We start from the raw sequence: 17436 nt of genomic DNA on the forward strand, positions 1-17436 counted from the left end.
TGAACCTCTTTATTATCCCTTAATTGGCCAGCGGCGGTTTACCGAACCACCCGCATTATTGTAATGAATCACCTTGGCATAATTTCCTACAGCGGTTGCATTTTCAGGAATGTCTTTGGTCACCACGCTGCCTGCACCAATCGTGGCATTATTGCCAATTTTTACATCATCAATAATGCAGACATTCGGACCAATATAAACATTATCCCCGATATAAGCTGCATGTTTACCACCATTAGCACCAATGGTTGTAAATTGAGATAGATTCACATTATTACCAATCACTGTAGTGGGATTGACCACTAAAGGTCCACCATGGCCGATGTATAACCCATAGCCAATTTGTGTAGTGCAATGAATATCGATCCCGTATTTCTTTTTCTTATAATAAAAAATCGGGTAGGCCAATTTTGCAATAAATGATTTGGAAGATGCTAGACGCAGCCAGAAGCTGAAGTTAAAGCCGCGATTGAAAAGATAATTTTTAATGAGAGATTTTGCTGAAGTATTACCGCAATAGCGATACAGATCACTGAGAATAAGTTGCCAGATCATGACTGAGCATCGGATAGAAAAGACAGCGTATTTTGCGCTGAAATGAACAAATTCGGAAGTCTGCAAGACTAGCGGATTTTATATAAATCTCAATTGAAGAATTGTATGAATCTACTTTTAGAAATGTAATCAGGGCTTGCGCAGGGGAGAGGGGCAGCCTATATTAAGCTTACGGTAGGTCAAAAAACCATGCGACGCTACCATTAAGTTGGACGGATCAATGACAGTTAGTTGAGCTCGAACTTTGGTTCAGGCAATAAATCTAGCACTAGCCATCCAACACAGAGCCCGCAGCGATGCGGGCTTTTTAATGCTTAATTTTAACACTGTTTCAATTATATTCGCTGGATGAAAATAAATATCAGACTAATCATTTGATTCAGTATTCCATCTCATAATTAAAAAATACCTTGCTAAAAAATCTTACATATTCGTTTGAAAGGCTTCTAAATAACTATGTTATAAGAACTCTGATGACCAAAATTAATAAATCCAAATTAAAGAGAGGGCACCACGATGACAGAAGAGATGATTGATGTGCAAGTTAAAAATCAGTATGGCAAAATTCTTGATGTAAAAGCATTACTGCGTGCCGGTGCCCAGCACAGAGATCCCTCCCAACGCTTGGAACAGCAAGTTGAATATATTATGGTGGATGATGAAATTATCCGACCGTCGATTGAACTATTATTTGCTAGTGAGCAGACGGACTGTATTTACCGTGTCATAGAGCCAAAATAGAAAACTGTTTTTATTTAAGCCTAGAAATATAGAAGCTATAGCTCATCTTAGGATGAGCTATTTTTTTAATTATCTGGTTTCAGAGCAACTGATTAAAAATAAATGCTAACAGGTGATAACGAACTAAGGGATAGGGATCTGCTACTTCACTGCTGTTCACACGGATCTGTTGAAATACCTGTCCTAAATAATGTTTTTGCACCAGAAGATGTTCTTTGGATAAAGGGTCTGGTTTAAGCCTGATCTTACGATGCTGGGATTCTAAATTAAACGCATTCAAGCATTGTTCTATGCTTGGATAAAGCTGAAACAGGGCTAGGGCCTGAGTATTATGTTGATGAGCATAGCGCATAATTTTAATTGTATTTTTAGTTGTTATTATGCGCTTAGCTTAACGCAATTTTTAACTAAATGCCTGAATAATAGATAGTTCAAACATTTAGTAAAAAGCTCATAGATATGAGCTTAAGCTTAAAAACTTTTCAGAGTGACATTTACATCATAACGTCCGAATTCTTCAAGAATCTGCTGAAGAGTTTGTTGCCCCAGTTCATCTGAAGGTGCAATCTGTACTTCCTGGTTGGACTGGCTGTCAAAACATTCAATGGTCTGAATCAACCATTGATGTTCATGGAAAGTTTTTTCAATTAATACGCGGCGTGGTTGCAGGGCATCACTGATCTGGCGTGGCAAGACATAAGTGATTGCCAACTGAATATGATCATCATCGGCAGCACTAATAAAAGTAATCACCCAGTTTCCCACTTTACTGAGTTGCATGGGATTATCAAAAGCATCGAATTCAAGATAGTGTTGCATGAAAGTGATCTGAGTTTATTTGCATTGTTCTTTATATGAACCTGTTTAGGCAGATATGCTATGACGCTAAAGTATGAGAAAGACCTAATAGAATTAAGGAATAAAATTTAACTTATATAAAAACAATAATTTAGTATTTTGAGACATAAGATTTTTATTAGAGTTTTGAATCAGATCAGAGTTTTAAAGACTTAAAATACTGGCTTGAAGATTTAATGTTTTAGTTCAAAATACTTGGTTTGGAATAATGCCAAAAAGACTTCATTTCCTATGAATCATAACAACTGTTATCGACCTAGAATAAATAATGCCGCTTCTCCTCTGAATATGAAATAAAAATATTCAGAGGAAGGATAACCAGCTTTTATAAGGTAAGGATCGCCGTATTTTCTAGTGCTTTACGTAGGTAAGGATCCAGGTCCTCCTGACGGAGCAGCCATTGAACATAATCAGCAGGCAGTTCAGCAATCGCAGTACCACGGTGTTTACCGAAATTGATGGTACGAGGAATACGGGCATCTTCAGAAGCTTCATACAGTTCCTCAATACTGCTGATTTTCAGATGATGCACAATATGCATCAAGATATTGGCAGTTAAGATAATGTCCATATCGGCACGATGCGCTTTACGGATCATTTCACGGGCACGGTTACTACCACGTGTGATCATATAAATCAGTGCAGAGATATTATGTGCTTCAGCATCTGGCCAAACGCGACGAGCCAATGCGAGTGTACAAATCGCTTTAATATTGGATGAATCTACACCGCATTTTTCCAAGGCACGGATATCGTAATCAATATTATGACCAATGATATAAGTGGTTTCTTGGGGAAGTTTAAAGCTGCTGTAATGTGGCTGTCCTTCCAGATCTGATTCCAGAATATGATGCACAGCCATGGCTGCAAAAGAAATCGGTTCATCACAGCTATACAGCTGATCGAACAGTCGGCTTTTATCCAGACTGATTTTATGATCCAAGATGTCTACAGGCGCATAAGCAATTTCAATCGGCTGACCGTTCAGCGTATGGGTTTCAGTGTCGAGAATGATGGCCTGCATGGACGTATACCAGAAGAGAGAAGAAAGACAGTTAATATTAACTATAAATGACGGGAAAGATGGACTACAAGCCAGAATGAAAATTTATTGTAGGAAATGAGGACTAAACAGCCTTTTCTTGCTGATCCTATGATAAGAAAATGGATAAACCTCTATGATAACAATATTTACCTGACTTTATTTTAAGGGAACAGGCGTGTCGTCGAATAAAAAAAGAAGGAAAAGCGGGTTGAGCTTGAAGAAAACAAAGCATGTAAGACCTTCATTAATTAAAAATCATACAATGCTGATTATAAAGTTAAAGTAACTAAAATCTTCACAAACAATTCAATAATTTGATTTTACTGTATTTGGTTCAATTTTCCGGGGAAATGAATAAAATTTATAGAAAACTGAGTAAAGTTCGTGGTCGAAAATGGCAAAGTTCATGCTACAATACGCGCCAATCTTAGCACGGCTTAAAAGCCCTAATTTAATAGGACCTCGCTAATGTTTGCCAATATCTCTATTGCTGAATTTGATCCAGAAATCGCTCAAGCAATCTCTAACGAAGATGCTCGTCAAGAAGCGCACATCGAGTTAATTGCTTCTGAAAACTATTGCTCACCAGCAGTAATGGAAGCTCAAGGATCAAAACTCACTAACAAATACGCAGAAGGCTACCCAGGCAAACGCTACTATGGCGGTTGTGAATATGTAGACGTCATTGAACAATTGGCAATTGACCGTGCTAAAGAATTATTTGGTGCTGATTACGCTAACGTTCAGCCACATGCTGGTTCTCAAGCAAACTCTGCAGTTTACCTAGCGCTTCTTAACCCAGGCGACACAGTATTGGGTATGAGCCTGGCTCACGGTGGTCACTTGACTCACGGTGCGAAAGTAAGCTTCTCTGGTAAAACTTATAATGCAATTCAATACGGTCTAAACCCGGAAACTGGTGAGATCGATTATGAAGAAGTTGAACGTTTAGCGGTTGAACACAAACCACGTATGATCGTGGCTGGTTTCTCTGCGTACAGCCAAATCGTAGATTGGCAACGTTTCCGTGAAATCGCGGACAAAGTTGGCGCTTACCTGTTCGTAGATATGGCTCACGTGGCTGGTCTGGTTGCTGCTGGCGTTTACCCAAGCCCAGTTCAAATCGCTGACGTAACAACAACTACGACTCATAAAACTCTTCGTGGTCCACGTTCTGGTCTGATCCTTGCGAAAGCAAACGAAGAGATCGAGAAAAAACTTCAATCAGCTGTATTCCCAGGTAACCAAGGTGGTCCTTTAGTTCACGCTGTAGCGGCTAAAGCGATCTGCTTCAAAGAAGCAATGGCGCCTGAATATAAAGCTTATCAACAACAAGTTGTTAAGAACGCGCAAGCAATGGCTGAAGTTCTAATTGAACGCGGTTATGACGTTGTTTCTGGCGGTACGAAGAACCACCTGTTCTTGTTATCTCTAATTAAACAAGACATCACTGGTAAAGACGCTGATGCTTGGTTAGGTGCTGCTCACATTACTGTGAACAAAAACTCTGTACCAAACGATCCACGTTCTCCGTTCGTGACTTCAGGTATCCGTATTGGTACACCTGCTGTGACAACTCGTGGTTTCGGTGAAGCTGAAGTACGTGAACTTGCAGGCTGGATCGCTGATATCCTTGATGCAAAAGGCGACGAAGCTGTAATCGCTGCGGTTAAAGAAAAAGTTGCAGCTGTATGTGCAAAATTCCCTGTATACGCTAAATAATTTTAGCTAAAGCAGTAAAAAGCCCCCAATATGGGGGCTTTTTTTATTCTCAAACTTTTAATTAAAAAGCTAATCAGTCCTAGGACTTAATTATCCATCGCTATCTAGAAACTAAAGAATTCTCTTCTAACAAGTCATCCTTTAAATTTGGAATGTCGTAGAGTAATCGTGTTGATCATTGGCCTGCTGATGTTGATAATTAAAAATAAAAGTATGAACGTCTTCACTGATACTGGTCTGTGTTTCCATACTGAAAAAATGCGTCAAGACATAATCAATCGGAAACACGATCTGTCCGTGAAGCTCTAGACCATAATAATATTTCGAATTAGCAAACTCGGTACTTGGCGTTAAAGCCATCATCTGGAGTTCTTTTAGACTCAGCCAGTGTTCAGGACAGCCCAATTCAGAACTTATAAAATGGCCGATCTGGCTGGTGATCAAGAGCACGGTATTCAGCTTTTGAATAGACTTGTTAAAGTCAGCTGCCAAAGTTCCCAGATGCTTTTTAAATGCTAGGAAAAACTGGTCAAGACGATGCAAGCTTTCTGGACTATTATCAAAATTAATCGTCTGCAACGCTTCACTGACATAAAAGTTATATTCAGCATTCGGATGATGCAGCTGAACACGCAGACCTTGCATGAAATCCGTGGTACTGTATGTTGAAGTAGATTGTGCAACCGCCATCTTATTCTTCTTTTTATTTCGTTCTTATAGTTTTAAATATATTGCAAAGATTTTTAAATCAAGAATTTAATTTTAATGTATTTATGAAAATTCATTGAATTGCCCGATCAGGAGAGATTGCATGCAAAAAACCAAGATTATTTTGTCGGAACAGGATCTAAACCGTCTGGAAACGATGCTTGAGAATCAATCCAAGCTGACGCCCACTATGCAGCAGCTCGAGGATGAGCTGGCACGTGCGGAGGTGGTGAAACCCCAAGATATTCCTGCCAATATAGTCACCATGCATGCACGCGCCTTAGTCACCATTGCTAACCAGACCACTGAGATTACCCTGGTCTATCCGCATGAATTTAAGGGCGAACCGGGACAGCTGAATATTGTAGCGCCTGTCGGTGCTGCGATCCTTGGACTCGCTGAAGGTCAAACAATTGAATGGCCACAGCCGGATGGTGAAATAATGAAAGTCAAAATAGAAAAGGTGCTATATCAACCTGAGCGTGAAGGGGACTATTTATAAAGTCACTCTGATTCCTCGCATAATAAAAAAGCCCCGTATCAATGGGGCTTTTTGCAATTTGGCTTTAGTGTTTTGAGATTTTATTAAGATAGCCCATGATAAATGCTGAAAGAACAAAGGTCAGATGCATGATAACGTACCACATGATTTTGTCATTCTCGATATTACGGGCATCCATAAAGATCCGCAGCAAATGAATTGATGAAATAGCGACAATAGAAGCAGCAACTTTCAGTTTTAGTGAATTGGCATCCATAGTGCCTAACCAATTAAGACGGCCTTTATTCTCATCAATTTTGAGTTGCGAAACAAAGTTTTCATAACCTGAGAACATCACCATCACAATCAGACCACCCACCATAGTCATGTCAACCAGTGAAAGAATCACCAAAATCAGGTCTGCTTCGGTATATTCAAAGATATGCGGCAGGACATGCACCACTTCCTGAAAGAATTTAAGTGCCAGCAAGAGCAGGGCAAATGACAGCCCAAAATAGACAGGGGCTAAAATCCAGCGTGCTGCATACATCGTATTATGAAAAAACGTTCCATTTAACCCTCAAAAAATCATGCTTTATATTTTGCTTTGATCATAAAGAATCCAGTTTGAGAATTCGAGAATTATTTATGTTTTATAATGGCTTGCCGTTATTCATTTAGTTGTGGTTAGGGGGTGTAAATAGTGTGAAAAAGACTAAATCATGAAAATAAAATAACTCAGCAGCTATTGTGCTGATCACTGTCAAAGATTTGACAGTCTTTTATCCTCAGGCAATGCAAACTCTGTTTCAGTAAGTGAGTCAACATCATCATTGAATATACAGAGAACAGCCATGAGCCAAACACAATTACAGCACTATGATCCAAATTATCAATATCAACATATTCAGGTAAAACCTGTTACTGCACGAATTGGTGCAGAAATTTCCAATATCCGTTTAGGCGGCGATTTAGCAGCGGAAGTCGTTCAAGAACTTCAACATGCACTGGCTAAATACAAAGTGGTTTTTGTTCGTGAACAGCAGCATCTGACTGATCTGGAACAGGAAGCCTTTGCACGACTACTGGGTAATCCGCAGAATCATCCCAGTGTTCCGTTAAAAGATGGAACTTCACATACTTTGGCAATTGATTCACGCGGTGGACGCGCTGATTCATGGCATACCGATATTACCTTCTTACCGAATTATCCAAAGGCGACGATTCTACGTAATGTAATTGCCCCTGAAGTTGGGGGTGATACCGTTTGGGCCAATACCACAGCAGCTTATGAACATTTACCGGTTGAGTTAAAGGTATTGGCGGATAACCTGCGTGCAGTACATAGCAATGACTATGATTATGCCGCACGCGCTACAGATCAGGTGAATCTGGAAAACCGGAAATTATTTACCACTGCTGTCGAAATTGAAACGGAACATCCATTGGTTCGTGTTCATCCTGTAACGGGTGAAAAGACGTTGTTGCTCGGTCATTTCTTTAAACGTTTTGTAGGATTCAACAGTTCAGACTCACGCCGTTTGTTCGAACTGTATCAGGATCATATTACGCAATGGGAAAATGTCGTACGTTGGCGCTGGGCTGTCGGTGATGTGGCTATTTGGGATAACCGTGCTACGCAGCACCGTGCCATCAATGATTATGGTCAAGCGTTGCGTGTCGCGACCCGTGTCACGATTGAGGGTGATATTCCAGTCGGTGTAGATGGCCGACCAAGTGAAGTACTGAAACATATTGTTAATCAGGATATTTCTCGTTTACGTGCTGATAAAGGTGAAATCTACGAAAAAGCTTCTTAATCGACAACTCAGCTTTTAATAAAAATAACTATATAAAGATAAAAATATTGGTTCGAATTGAATCGATATAAACCTAGTATCAAGTGATATTAGGTTTTTTTACTTTTAACGAAGTCATTACAAACTGCGCAACAAAAACTAGAAAAACTTCTGCATGAAGCTGAGCTGTTTCAGGGCTTTACTGAGGTTGAAAAACAGCGCTTATTATCCTTATCTAAAATAGTTCGCTATTTGCCTGGTCAGCAAATTTTAAGGCAGCAACAGCAACTGGATTATCTTTATATTCTGCTTTCCGGAAGCCTACAGATTGGATGGTTGCAGGCCAATGGGGAATTAAAGACCAATGATTTTCTGGGGCATTATACCGCCTTTAATTTAGTGGCTTTATTACAAAACCAGCCAGTTAGTTTTGACTATTTCACGTTGGGGCGGGTGGAAGTCGCAATCATCTGCAAAACTGAGTTTTTGCAAATCTTGCAAACTAATGCCCAAGCTTCCTGGAGCATTCTGCAGGTATTGAGCAAGCGCATGTATAACCTGTTTGAGCAGAACCGTTATCTAAAAACGGCTAGTCTGAGTCAACGTATGGCACGGCATCTGCTCAGCTTGCAAAGCCAGTACGGTATTAAGCAAGGACAGAAAGGATTGATCCAGTTTAAAATTTCCCAGCAGGAATTTTCTGAACTGTTTAATGTCTCGCGGCAAACCATTAACAAACATCTGCAATATCTGATGCAGGATGGCTTGATCGAATGGAATTATAGTCAGGTCAAGATTCTAAATCTGGATAAATTACAGCAACTCAGTGAACTTTCTTAGAGGCTTGATACTTTTATCAAGATGGAGAAAATTCAGCGCTTCAAGGCATTCCTTTGCAAAATGCTACATGTTATGTTCAAAGAAAACACGTACTATAAAAATCGATTCAACTGAGTTTAAAGGGCTATGTCACAAATAGATGTTTTGATCCCGATCCAGGATATTGCAGCAGATCCGAGTGAGATTTTAAGCATCAAGCGTAATGAGCTTGTCCCGTTGCTCAGTGACCAGTATAGGCTGAATCACTATGCCGATCAGTTGATTCAGGCCCAAGCAGTTCTATTAAATGGAGTCGATCCGCAACTGACCCAGCAGCTCAGTCAGACTATTGAGAAAATTATTCAGGCATTGGCGGATTCTAAAAAATATCTGAAACAGCGTAAATTTAATGCCCTGCAAAAATGGCTTGGGATTGACCTGGATTATGGTTCCAGTCAGGTTGAATATTATAAGAATCTGGATCGCTTGCTGGATCAGGCCAGTCAGCTTAGTCGTAAACTCCAGATCGAAATCCAGAAATCCCAATCGCGTTTTCAACAACTGACTGGTTTACGTGAACAGATGGCTAAACACATTTTGGCGGCTGAAGAGTTCCTGCAGGAATATCCGCAGTTTGTGAAAAATCAGCATCCATTGGATAACTTTTCAGAGCGTTTATCCAAGAAAATCCATACCTTAAAAACCCTGCAAGCCAGTAATGATATTGCCATTACCCAGATGCAGCTGTCCCAACAGCTTTCCTTTAGCCTGCTGGACCGGTTTAAGGAGGCGCAACAGGTACTGATTCCTGCCTGGCAATATCATGTCAAACAAAGCAACAGTAAACACTCGACAAGTGATCTGGAAAAACTTGATAATAGTCGGGAAAATCTAATTAAAACGTTAAGAAAATCGCTCGAGAAACCCTCGAAAACATAACAAAATAAGGTGAACTATGACCAATCCTGATACTGTGAATCTGCCTGTAAAAAAAGACAATGAAATTGCTGAACAGAAATTTCAGCAAATGGACCTGAAAGAACTGGGCTTGCAGCCTGAAGACTTTCAAGAAGTGTTGGCAGTGCGCAAGGAATTGCAGGAGATGAGTCATAACGCCGTAGCAGAGTATGGCAAGAATATTGCCAGTAAGACTGCGACTTATACCGATGAGCTGCTAAATTTAGTTCAGAATCGTGATTTAGATGCGACAGGCCAGAAACTGAATCAGGTGGTTCAAGTTGCACAGCAACTGAATGCCTCCAGTATCTTGAGTAAAAATAAAACTTCGGGTTTCTTTGGTAATTTATTGAACAAGTTTAAGGGCGCCAAACAGAATTTTGACGCGCATTTTAATACCACCAAAGAACAGATTGATGTACTGGTCAAAGAGATTGAAACTTCACAATCTGGCCTTAAAGCACGTGTATCTACTTTGGACAAAATGTTTGATGGCGTGCAGGATGAATACAAACAGTTGGGGATTCATATTGCAGCAGGGCGTATTCGTGAACATGAGCTGCAACAGGACATTGCTGCATTGACAGCATTGCCACAAGATCGGACTACCACTCAGAAAATTTATGATCTGAATCATCTGGCAAATAATTTGGAAAAACGTATCAGTGATTTGCAGGTATTACAGCAATCTGCGATGCAGACTTTACCAATGATTCGCATCATTCAGTCAAATAACCTGATGCTGGTCGATAAGTTTTATGCGATTAAGAACATTACCTTGCCAGCCTGGAAAAACCAGATCAGCCTGGCGATTTCCCTGCATGAACAGAAAAACAGTGTCCAGCTAGCGAACAGTATTGATGATGCCACTAATGAGCTGTTGCGCCGTAATGCTGACCTACTACATCAGAACTCAGTAGATACCGCGCGTGCCAACCAACGTTCAGTCATTGACATAGAAACACTTGAACATGTCCAGAATACCCTTATTAATACAGTAAATGATGTGATTCAGATTCAGAAAGAAGGTATGCAGAAACGCACTGAAGCAACAGCGCGTTTAAAAGCCTTACAAGATAATCTGAATTATCTGGTCATTGAATCAAGTTCAGATAGGTCAGAATAATGTTGAAGACCTGTCCCCGGATCTAGAAGAGGAGTCAGGTTTGCCACCATTAGATGAGTATGCTGTAAATCCTCGTGAGATCGAGCAGGGTGTGGTTGCATTGAAAAAGCGTCAGAATCGCCTGACTTTGCTCAGTGTAACGACTGCCACTGTAGGTATTGCCTCCTTAGTGGGACTGTTTCTACATCAGGAACTGGTCTATGGATTTTTCGGGCTCAGTACCGAAGTTCAACAATTACATCTGCCGGTCAGTGTAGATGCTAATCTGGCCAGTATTGGTGATAGTCCAGATTATTTTTTCAGCTTACTAAGCTGGTTTGGCTGGCTGATCCTGAAACTGTTTGCTTCCTTCATTGGTGCATTTTTTGTGGTGCACTTCCTCAAAAAAATCCGTTATTTCTACGTCCGCTTTCAGTCCTTTGTGATGAAATTTGTGGGCTGGCTGATTGCTTTTATTCTGATTTGGGGTGGACTGAGCTATTGGCAGCATGACCTGAATGGTGATCATGATGACGCCTATCAAAAGGCGGTGTATTACGACAGTAATATCAATGACAGCGATGTGGCACGTTATTTAGCAGATGCAGAGGATATTGAAGCACCGGTGAAGTCTTATTTGCTGGCACAGACTGCATTATTGCATGAGCCAGCCGATTTATCGGCAGCTCGACCGCATGTACTACGACTGATTGAAGCGGAGAAGAACGACAAGCAGTTTGAGCAATATGGCTTTAAGTCAGAACAGCTGTGGACCATGCAACAGCAGGTCTATGGTAAGACCATGACGCCTGCAGCTGAATCAATCAGTACTCAGGTACAACAAGCCAATCAGCTGAGCGATATTGTTCAAGTGGTCATCAGCATTGTCTTGGCAGTGTCTGTAGTAATGAGTTTAATTTTCTTGGCATTGGCCAATACTATTAAAAAACGTTCTCTGCGAATTGAACAGCGGTTGCATTAATAAAGATAAAGCTCCAGTTATGGGGCCTTTCTTTTTTAAAATTTATCTTTATTGGAAAATAGATGAAATAAAACTATTTACTGGAATGGTTGACCTGCAATTTATTGAAGTTTAATTGACAATAAAACTATGATCTAAAAAAACGATCATTTGTATAAAAACAAACTGTTTTACCTGTATATTGATTTGGCCTATTATTCTTTTATCGAATAAATATTTACTCCCTTGGAGATGTTAGCAATGTTAGATCAAAATACAACAGCTCAATTAAAAGCCCTTTTAGAACGCCTTGAAGGTCCTATCGAACTGGTTGCCACTTTAGATGCTTCGGATAAATCTACAAAAATCAAAGAACTTGTAGAGGAAATCGCTGCACTGTCTGATTTAGTCACTGCCCGTTTCGATGGTCAAAATAAACGAGCACCAAGCTTTGGTGTGGCTAAAGCCGGTGAACAGCCTCGCGTGTTCTTCGCAGGTTTACCAATGGGTCATGAGTTCACTTCTTTGATCTTGGCATTGCTACAAACTTCTGGCTATGCACCGAAAGTGTCTGCTGAAGTTCTGGAGTCTATTAAAGGTTTAGGCATTCAATCTGACTTTGATGTATTCGTCTCTTTAAGCTGTCATAACTGTCCAGACGTGGTACAGGCACTCAACCTGATTGCGATCTACAACCCAGGCACAACTGCAACCATGATTGATGGTGCATTCTTCCAGGACGAAGTGGAAGAACGCAAAATCATGGCGGTTCCAATGGTATTCCAGGACAACGAACACATTGGTCAAGGTCGTATGACTTTGGAAGAAATCGTAGCAAAGTTAGACACTAACTCTGCTGCCAAAGATGCTGAAAAGTTAAATGCCAAAGAAGCGTTTGATGTCCTTGTGATTGGTGGTGGCCCTGCAGGGAATACCTCTGCGATCTATGCAGCACGTAAAGGCATCAAAACAGGTATCGTGGCTGAACGCATGGGCGGTCAGGTGATGGATACCATGGACATTGAGAACTTCACTTCAGTGCAGAAGACTCAAGGTCCTAAGTTTGCTGCTGAGATGGAAGCACACGTGCGTGAATATGGTGTCGATATCATGAACCTGCAACGTGTATCCAACATTAAAGGTGCTGATGAAACTGCCAATGGTTTAGTTGAAGTTACTTTGGAAAACGGTGCGAAACTTGAATCTAAAACCGTGATTCTATCTACCGGTGCACGTTGGAGAGAAATGAACGTTCCAGGTGAAGCAGAATACAAAACACGTGGCGTGGCTTACTGCCCACACTGTGATGGTCCACTGTTCAAAGGTAAACGCGTTGCAGTAATTGGTGGTGGTAACTCAGGTGTCGAAGCGGCGATTGACCTGGCGGGTATTGTTGAACATGTAACCTTGGTTGAATTTGACACTAAACTTCGTGCGGACCAAGTATTACAAGACAAACTGAACAGCTTGCCAAATACCACTGTGATCAAAAACGCGCTTTCTACAGAAGTTGTTGGTGATGGTTCACAAGTGACTGCACTGAAATACAAAGACCGTGCGACTGATGAAGAACACACTGTTGAACTGGCAGGGATCTTTGTGCAAATCGGTTTGTTACCAAACACTGATTTCTTAAAAGAAACAGCGGTTGAATTGACGAATCGTGGTGAGATCGTGATTAACGAACGCAACGAAACCAATGTAAAAGGTGTATTTGCTGCAGGTGACTGTACCACAGTGCCTTACAAACAGATTATCATCGCTACCGGTGAAGGCGCGAAAGCATCACTGTCTGCATTCGATTACATCATCCGTTCTGGTCAGTAATAAAGGAAAGCACCTGGGTTCCCCAAAACCCAGGTGCTAGAACATCAATCGACTCTATTTCTTATTCCCTTTTTACAGGAACTCCGGACGCTAACACCAGAGTTCCTTTTTTTATACTTGCTTTCCTTTATTTTAGATCAGCCAGAAGCATCCCCAATTGCTTCTGGCTGTTCCTTTCCTCTGCGCTGTTTTTGTTTTTAATTATTATTATGCCTTCTCCAAGGTTGTACTTTAGATGAGCATAAAATGTGCCATCTTTAAGATTTATTTAAGAGTTGAATAAATTCAGTCCCTTAAATTTCTCTATCAATTGTTCTTTGGTCTCCACATGTTCTGGATGAGGCACAATGCACTCAATTGGACACACGGATACACAAGTCTGATGATCATAGAAACCAACGCACTCCGTACAGCGATTGATATCAATTTCATAAATCTTGTTGCCTTCATAGATTGCATCGTTTGGACATTCCGGCAGGCACATATCGCAGTTGATGCATTTATCTGTGATCAAAAGAGCCATGCTTAGCTCGCCTGATAAGCCAGTGAAGAGGCGGAAATATCAGCAGTCGAAGTCGGCAGGTTACGGATCAGCAGGGCATACTGCATATCGACATCTGCTGGAACCGGAATTTCCACCACATGACCTGAACCTTTGGCATCTTCAATCAGATTGCCTTTACGGTCTTTGATCTCCGTCAAGCTAAAGGTGATGTTGCCTTTGGTGGTCATCAGTTCCAGTGAATCACCGACCACAAAACGATTTTTCACATCAATCTTGATGTAATCGCCATTTCGCTCTAATACTTCTCCGCAGAAAATTTGATGATCAAAACTGGAAGAACCATTTTCATAGTTTTGATATTCACTATGTACATGACGGCGTAAGAAACCTTCGGTATAACCGCGGTTTGCCAGGCCTTCAAGTTGAGTCATCAGTGAAGGGTCGAATGGCTTACCAGCAAGCGCATCATCAATGGCTTTACGGTAAATCTGGGCAGTACGCGCGCAATAAAAATAAGATTTGGTACGGCCTTCAATTTTCAGGGAGTGCACGCCAATCTTGGTCAGACGCTCTACATGCTGCACCGCACGCAAATCTTTGGAATTCATGAAATAAGTGCCATGTTCGTCTTCTTCTGCAGCAAACATGTCTTCATCATTGCGCTGGAGTAGAACCTGCTCGTCAAACTGGTGTTGTGCTACTTTATGAGTTTCATCCATGTCTTTAGAGCAGCAGCCTGAATCCAGATTTTTGACTGGAATCACATCGCCAGTTTCATCTTCCTTGGCATCCAGTACCTTGTATTCCCAGCGGCAGGCGTTGGTGCAAGCACCTTGGTTAGCATCTCGCTTGTTCATGTAGCCAGAAAGCATGCAACGGCCAGAGTAGGCCATGCACAGTGCACCATGTACGAAGACTTCAATCTCCATATCCGGCACTTGCTGTTTGATTTCTTTGATTTCTTCAATGGATAACTCACGTGACAGGATCACACGGGTCAAACCCATGTTTTTCCAGAACTTTACAGTTGCCCAGTTCACGGCATTGGCCTGTACAGACAGGTGAATATCCATGTGCGGGAAATGCTCACGTACCATCATAATCAGGCCGGGATCAGACATGATCAGTGCATCTGGCTGCATTGCCACCACAGGTTCAAGGTCACGGATAAAGTTTTTCAGCTTGGAGTTATGCGGCTGAATATTTACCACCACATAGAATTTTTTGCCAAGTTCATGCGCTTCTTTGATGCCAATCGCCAGATTATCATGATCAAATTCATTATTACGAACACGCAGGCTATAACGCGGCTGACCAGCATAGACAGCATCTGCACCATAAGCGAAAGCATAGCGCATGTTTTTCAGTGAGCCAGCAGGTGAGAGAAGTTCAGTAACAGTGGTTATGCTCATGATGAAATCGAAAGACATATAAAAAGTACGGCTTTATTTTATTCATCTAAAAAAAGGATTCAACCTAGTAAATCACTCGGAAATCATGGTTTTTGTTGATATTTTCAACATTATCAAATAAGTAAAATTGAAATAAAAATCGCTTTTATGCTTCCTCCGAATCGGTCTGTTCGAGCGTTTTTAGAATCTGGCAATGATCGACTGTGGTTGGTGTATTGCAGCTGTTGCGAAGTTCCGAAAGCTGGTTTTTAAAAGCCTCTAATTCTTTCATTTTTCTGGTGATATGCTCAAGATGCTGATCAATAATCTCGTTAACTGCTGCACAGTTCTGGTCAGGATTTTGCTCCAGTTCAATCAGGGTTTTGATTTCCTTTAAGGACATATCCAGATCTCGGCAACGCTTAATAAAAAGTAACCTTTTCAACGCTTCATCATCAAAATAACGGTACTGGTTGTTTGCTCGAAAATTAGGCTTGATAAAGCCACGTTTCTCGTAAAAGCGCACTGTATCCGTACTTAAATGGGCCTTTTTCGCCACTTCAGAAATTAAATAATAAGCCATGCGTACCTCGTGCTTGACCTTGGAGTTACTCCATAGTTTCTAATGACTGTATCGCATTAAAGATAAAAAATTATCGGAGAATAATATGGCCTGTAGCTGTAGTCATGAACCAGCACCGATCAAGCCAAACAGCAAGTTTCGTATGGCATTATGGATTGCCTTGTTCATTAATTTATTAATGTTTATTGTGGAACTCGTAGGTGGGGCGTATGCACATTCCTCTTCATTGTGGGCGGACTCACTGGACTTTTTTGGAGATGCTGTGAACTATGGTATTTCTCTCGCGGTACTGGGGGCAGGGTTATATTGGCGTGCCACTGTAGCTCTGGTCAAAGGGTTGACTATGGCTATCTTTGGTTTAGTCGTGGTAGCTAAAGTGATTTATGCCTATATGCTGGGCATTCCACCTGAAGCCATTATCATGGGGATTATCGGTGTTTTTGCTTTACTGGCGAATGTGATTACCGCCGTAATTCTATATGCCTTCCGCGAGGGAGATTCCAACATGAAGTCCGTATGGCTGTGTAGCCGTAATGATGCAATTGGCAATGTCGCAGTCATTCTGGCGGCGGTTGGTGTCTTTGGCACTGGCAGTTTATGGCCAGATATGATTGTCGCCGTGATTATGGCAAGCCTGGGATTAACAGCCGGATATCAGATTGTGAAGCAGGCGTTGGTCGAACGGGCAACAAGCCAACAATCCATTCGATTTTGATTTAAGAGAAAGCCACCTTCGGGTGGCTTTTTTATGGGCTATAGGGTTCAAAATAGTTGATAAATAAAGCTTTACAAATCCACTAAATTTAGAAAGAATCATCCGCGAAATTTATAGAATAGCTATATAACTAAACGATTTTAATTTTTATTGTTTTTGAGGGGGAATAATGAACTTCATAAAACTATTTTCAATTTCAACAATTGTGCTTATGACAGGCTGTAGCTCAATGGTTGTTACCTATGATGCAGCAGGTCAGGTGATTGGGTCATGTAAAGCAACACGTGGTTTACTTTCTACTGCGAGTGCTCATTGCGGTGGCTCAGGTGACGCGATCGGTGTGAATTACAATGCTGTAAATACAAAGACTGGTCTATTACCAGTACCACCAAGCAAAAATCAGATCAATTTAAAACCTTAATTATTCAGGGGGAATATTATGAAACTTACAGCACTTATCGCACTTGCAGCGACAGTTTTACTTACAGGTTGTGCATCTTCAGTTACCACATTTGATTCACAGGGTCGTATGATCGGTTCATGTAAAGCAGAGCGTGGTTTTATCATTGGTGGTGGTGCAGGCTGTTCTGGTTCTGCAAACCAGGAAGGTGCAAATCGTTAATTTGATTTTGATTCACTCTATATAGAAAAACCGAAGCCTAAG

General features: G+C 41.1%; 21 protein-coding genes. 12 read left to right on the top strand and 9 right to left on the bottom strand.

Annotated elements, in window-relative coordinates:
• Positions 1 to 12: 12 nt before the first annotated feature.
• A complete protein-coding gene (locus BS636_RS10395; RefSeq protein ID WP_099338693.1) occupies positions 13 to 555 on the bottom strand; it encodes a serine O-acetyltransferase in 543 nt (180 codons plus the stop codon).
• A 516-nt stretch (positions 556 to 1071) separates the two neighbouring features.
• On the opposite strand from BS636_RS10395, the gene BS636_RS10405 reads away from it, so the two are divergent.
• A complete protein-coding gene (locus BS636_RS10405; protein ID WP_099338694.1) occupies positions 1072 to 1296 on the top strand; it encodes a hypothetical protein in 225 nt (74 codons plus the stop codon).
• A 79-nt stretch (positions 1297 to 1375) separates the two neighbouring features.
• Here BS636_RS10405 and BS636_RS10410 read toward each other — a convergent pair whose 3' ends face one another.
• The 3 genes from BS636_RS10410 to BS636_RS10420 all read right to left on the bottom strand — a co-directional run bounded on the left by BS636_RS10410 (position 1376) and on the right by BS636_RS10420 (position 3178).
• Complete coding sequence (locus BS636_RS10410; RefSeq protein WP_099338695.1) at positions 1376 to 1648, bottom strand: hypothetical protein; 273 nt, start codon at positions 1646 to 1648, stop codon at positions 1376 to 1378.
• A 119-nt stretch (positions 1649 to 1767) separates the two neighbouring features.
• On the bottom strand, positions 1768 to 2115 hold the full coding sequence (locus BS636_RS10415; protein WP_099338696.1) for a hypothetical protein: 348 nt from the start codon (positions 2113 to 2115) through the stop codon (positions 1768 to 1770).
• 364 nt (positions 2116 to 2479) lie between these two features.
• The gene (locus BS636_RS10420; RefSeq protein ID WP_099338697.1) at positions 2480 to 3178 is read right to left on the bottom strand and encodes a DUF3820 family protein; all 699 of its coding nucleotides are present in this window, start codon (positions 3176 to 3178) and stop codon (positions 2480 to 2482) included.
• A 489-nt stretch (positions 3179 to 3667) separates the two neighbouring features.
• Here BS636_RS10420 and glyA point away from each other — a divergent pair, with 489 nt between their 5' ends.
• Positions 3668 to 4921: a serine hydroxymethyltransferase gene (gene glyA, locus BS636_RS10425; protein ID WP_099338698.1), complete on the top strand. Its 1254-nt coding sequence runs from the start codon at positions 3668 to 3670 to the stop codon at positions 4919 to 4921.
• 141 nt (positions 4922 to 5062) lie between these two features.
• On the opposite strand, the gene BS636_RS10430 is transcribed toward glyA, so the two are convergent.
• Positions 5063 to 5611 (bottom strand): hypothetical protein, encoded by a 549-nt coding sequence (locus BS636_RS10430; protein WP_099338699.1) that lies wholly within the window; start codon positions 5609 to 5611, stop codon positions 5063 to 5065.
• Between the two features lie 121 nt (positions 5612 to 5732).
• Here BS636_RS10430 and rnk point away from each other — a divergent pair, with 121 nt between their 5' ends.
• Positions 5733 to 6131, top strand: coding sequence for a nucleoside diphosphate kinase regulator (gene rnk, locus BS636_RS10435; protein WP_099338700.1), 399 nt, complete (start codon positions 5733 to 5735; stop codon positions 6129 to 6131).
• A 64-nt stretch (positions 6132 to 6195) separates the two neighbouring features.
• Here rnk and BS636_RS10440 read toward each other — a convergent pair whose 3' ends face one another.
• Entirely contained in the window at positions 6196 to 6660 is a 465-nt protein-coding gene (locus tag BS636_RS10440) for a TIGR00645 family protein (protein ID WP_099338701.1), read from the bottom strand.
• Between the two features lie 304 nt (positions 6661 to 6964).
• Here BS636_RS10440 and BS636_RS10445 point away from each other — a divergent pair, with 304 nt between their 5' ends.
• The 6 genes from BS636_RS10445 (at position 6965) to ahpF (ending at position 13578) form a co-directional block, all read left to right on the top strand.
• On the top strand, positions 6965 to 7930 hold the full coding sequence (locus BS636_RS10445) for a TauD/TfdA dioxygenase family protein (protein WP_099338702.1): 966 nt from the start codon (positions 6965 to 6967) through the stop codon (positions 7928 to 7930).
• Positions 7931 to 8161: 231 nt separating this feature from the next.
• The gene (locus BS636_RS10450; RefSeq protein WP_099338703.1) at positions 8162 to 8749 is read left to right on the top strand and encodes a Crp/Fnr family transcriptional regulator; all 588 of its coding nucleotides are present in this window, start codon (positions 8162 to 8164) and stop codon (positions 8747 to 8749) included.
• 126 nt (positions 8750 to 8875) lie between these two features.
• On the top strand, positions 8876 to 9667 hold the full coding sequence (locus BS636_RS10455; protein ID WP_099338704.1) for a tellurium resistance protein: 792 nt from the start codon (positions 8876 to 8878) through the stop codon (positions 9665 to 9667).
• Between the two features lie 16 nt (positions 9668 to 9683).
• The gene (locus tag BS636_RS10460; RefSeq protein WP_099338705.1) at positions 9684 to 10811 is read left to right on the top strand and encodes a toxic anion resistance protein; all 1128 of its coding nucleotides are present in this window, start codon (positions 9684 to 9686) and stop codon (positions 10809 to 10811) included.
• Between the two features lie 40 nt (positions 10812 to 10851).
• Complete coding sequence (locus tag BS636_RS10465; protein ID WP_099339648.1) at positions 10852 to 11772, top strand: hypothetical protein; 921 nt, start codon at positions 10852 to 10854, stop codon at positions 11770 to 11772.
• Between the two features lie 240 nt (positions 11773 to 12012).
• Positions 12013 to 13578 (top strand): alkyl hydroperoxide reductase subunit F, encoded by a 1566-nt coding sequence (ahpF, locus tag BS636_RS10470; RefSeq protein ID WP_099338706.1) that lies wholly within the window; start codon positions 12013 to 12015, stop codon positions 13576 to 13578.
• 268 nt (positions 13579 to 13846) lie between these two features.
• Here ahpF and BS636_RS10475 read toward each other — a convergent pair whose 3' ends face one another.
• From BS636_RS10475 to BS636_RS10485, 3 genes are all read right to left on the bottom strand, one after another.
• Complete coding sequence (locus BS636_RS10475) at positions 13847 to 14101, bottom strand: YfhL family 4Fe-4S dicluster ferredoxin (RefSeq protein WP_099338707.1); 255 nt, start codon at positions 14099 to 14101, stop codon at positions 13847 to 13849.
• Between the two features lie 2 nt (positions 14102 to 14103).
• Positions 14104 to 15513, bottom strand: coding sequence for a tRNA 5-hydroxyuridine modification protein YegQ (yegQ, locus tag BS636_RS10480; RefSeq protein ID WP_099338708.1), 1410 nt, complete (start codon positions 15511 to 15513; stop codon positions 14104 to 14106).
• Between the two features lie 127 nt (positions 15514 to 15640).
• Complete coding sequence (locus BS636_RS10485; protein ID WP_099338709.1) at positions 15641 to 16057, bottom strand: Cd(II)/Pb(II)-responsive transcriptional regulator; 417 nt, start codon at positions 16055 to 16057, stop codon at positions 15641 to 15643.
• 85 nt (positions 16058 to 16142) lie between these two features.
• Between BS636_RS10485 and BS636_RS10490 the strand changes: the two genes are divergently transcribed.
• The 3 genes from BS636_RS10490 (at position 16143) to BS636_RS10500 (ending at position 17394) form a co-directional block, all read left to right on the top strand.
• Entirely contained in the window at positions 16143 to 16772 is a 630-nt protein-coding gene (locus BS636_RS10490) for a cation transporter (RefSeq protein WP_099338710.1), read from the top strand.
• 169 nt (positions 16773 to 16941) lie between these two features.
• Positions 16942 to 17193 carry a hypothetical protein gene (locus tag BS636_RS10495; protein WP_099338711.1) on the top strand — a complete coding sequence of 84 codons (252 nt, stop codon included), beginning with the start codon at positions 16942 to 16944 and terminating at the stop codon, positions 17191 to 17193.
• A gap of 18 nt (positions 17194 to 17211) precedes the next feature.
• Complete coding sequence (locus BS636_RS10500; protein ID WP_099338712.1) at positions 17212 to 17394, top strand: hypothetical protein; 183 nt, start codon at positions 17212 to 17214, stop codon at positions 17392 to 17394.
• The last annotated feature ends 42 nt before the right edge of the window (positions 17395 to 17436 follow it).

The organism is Acinetobacter sp. LoGeW2-3, assembly GCF_002688565.1.
Taxonomy (GTDB): Bacteria; Pseudomonadota; Gammaproteobacteria; order Pseudomonadales; family Moraxellaceae; genus Acinetobacter.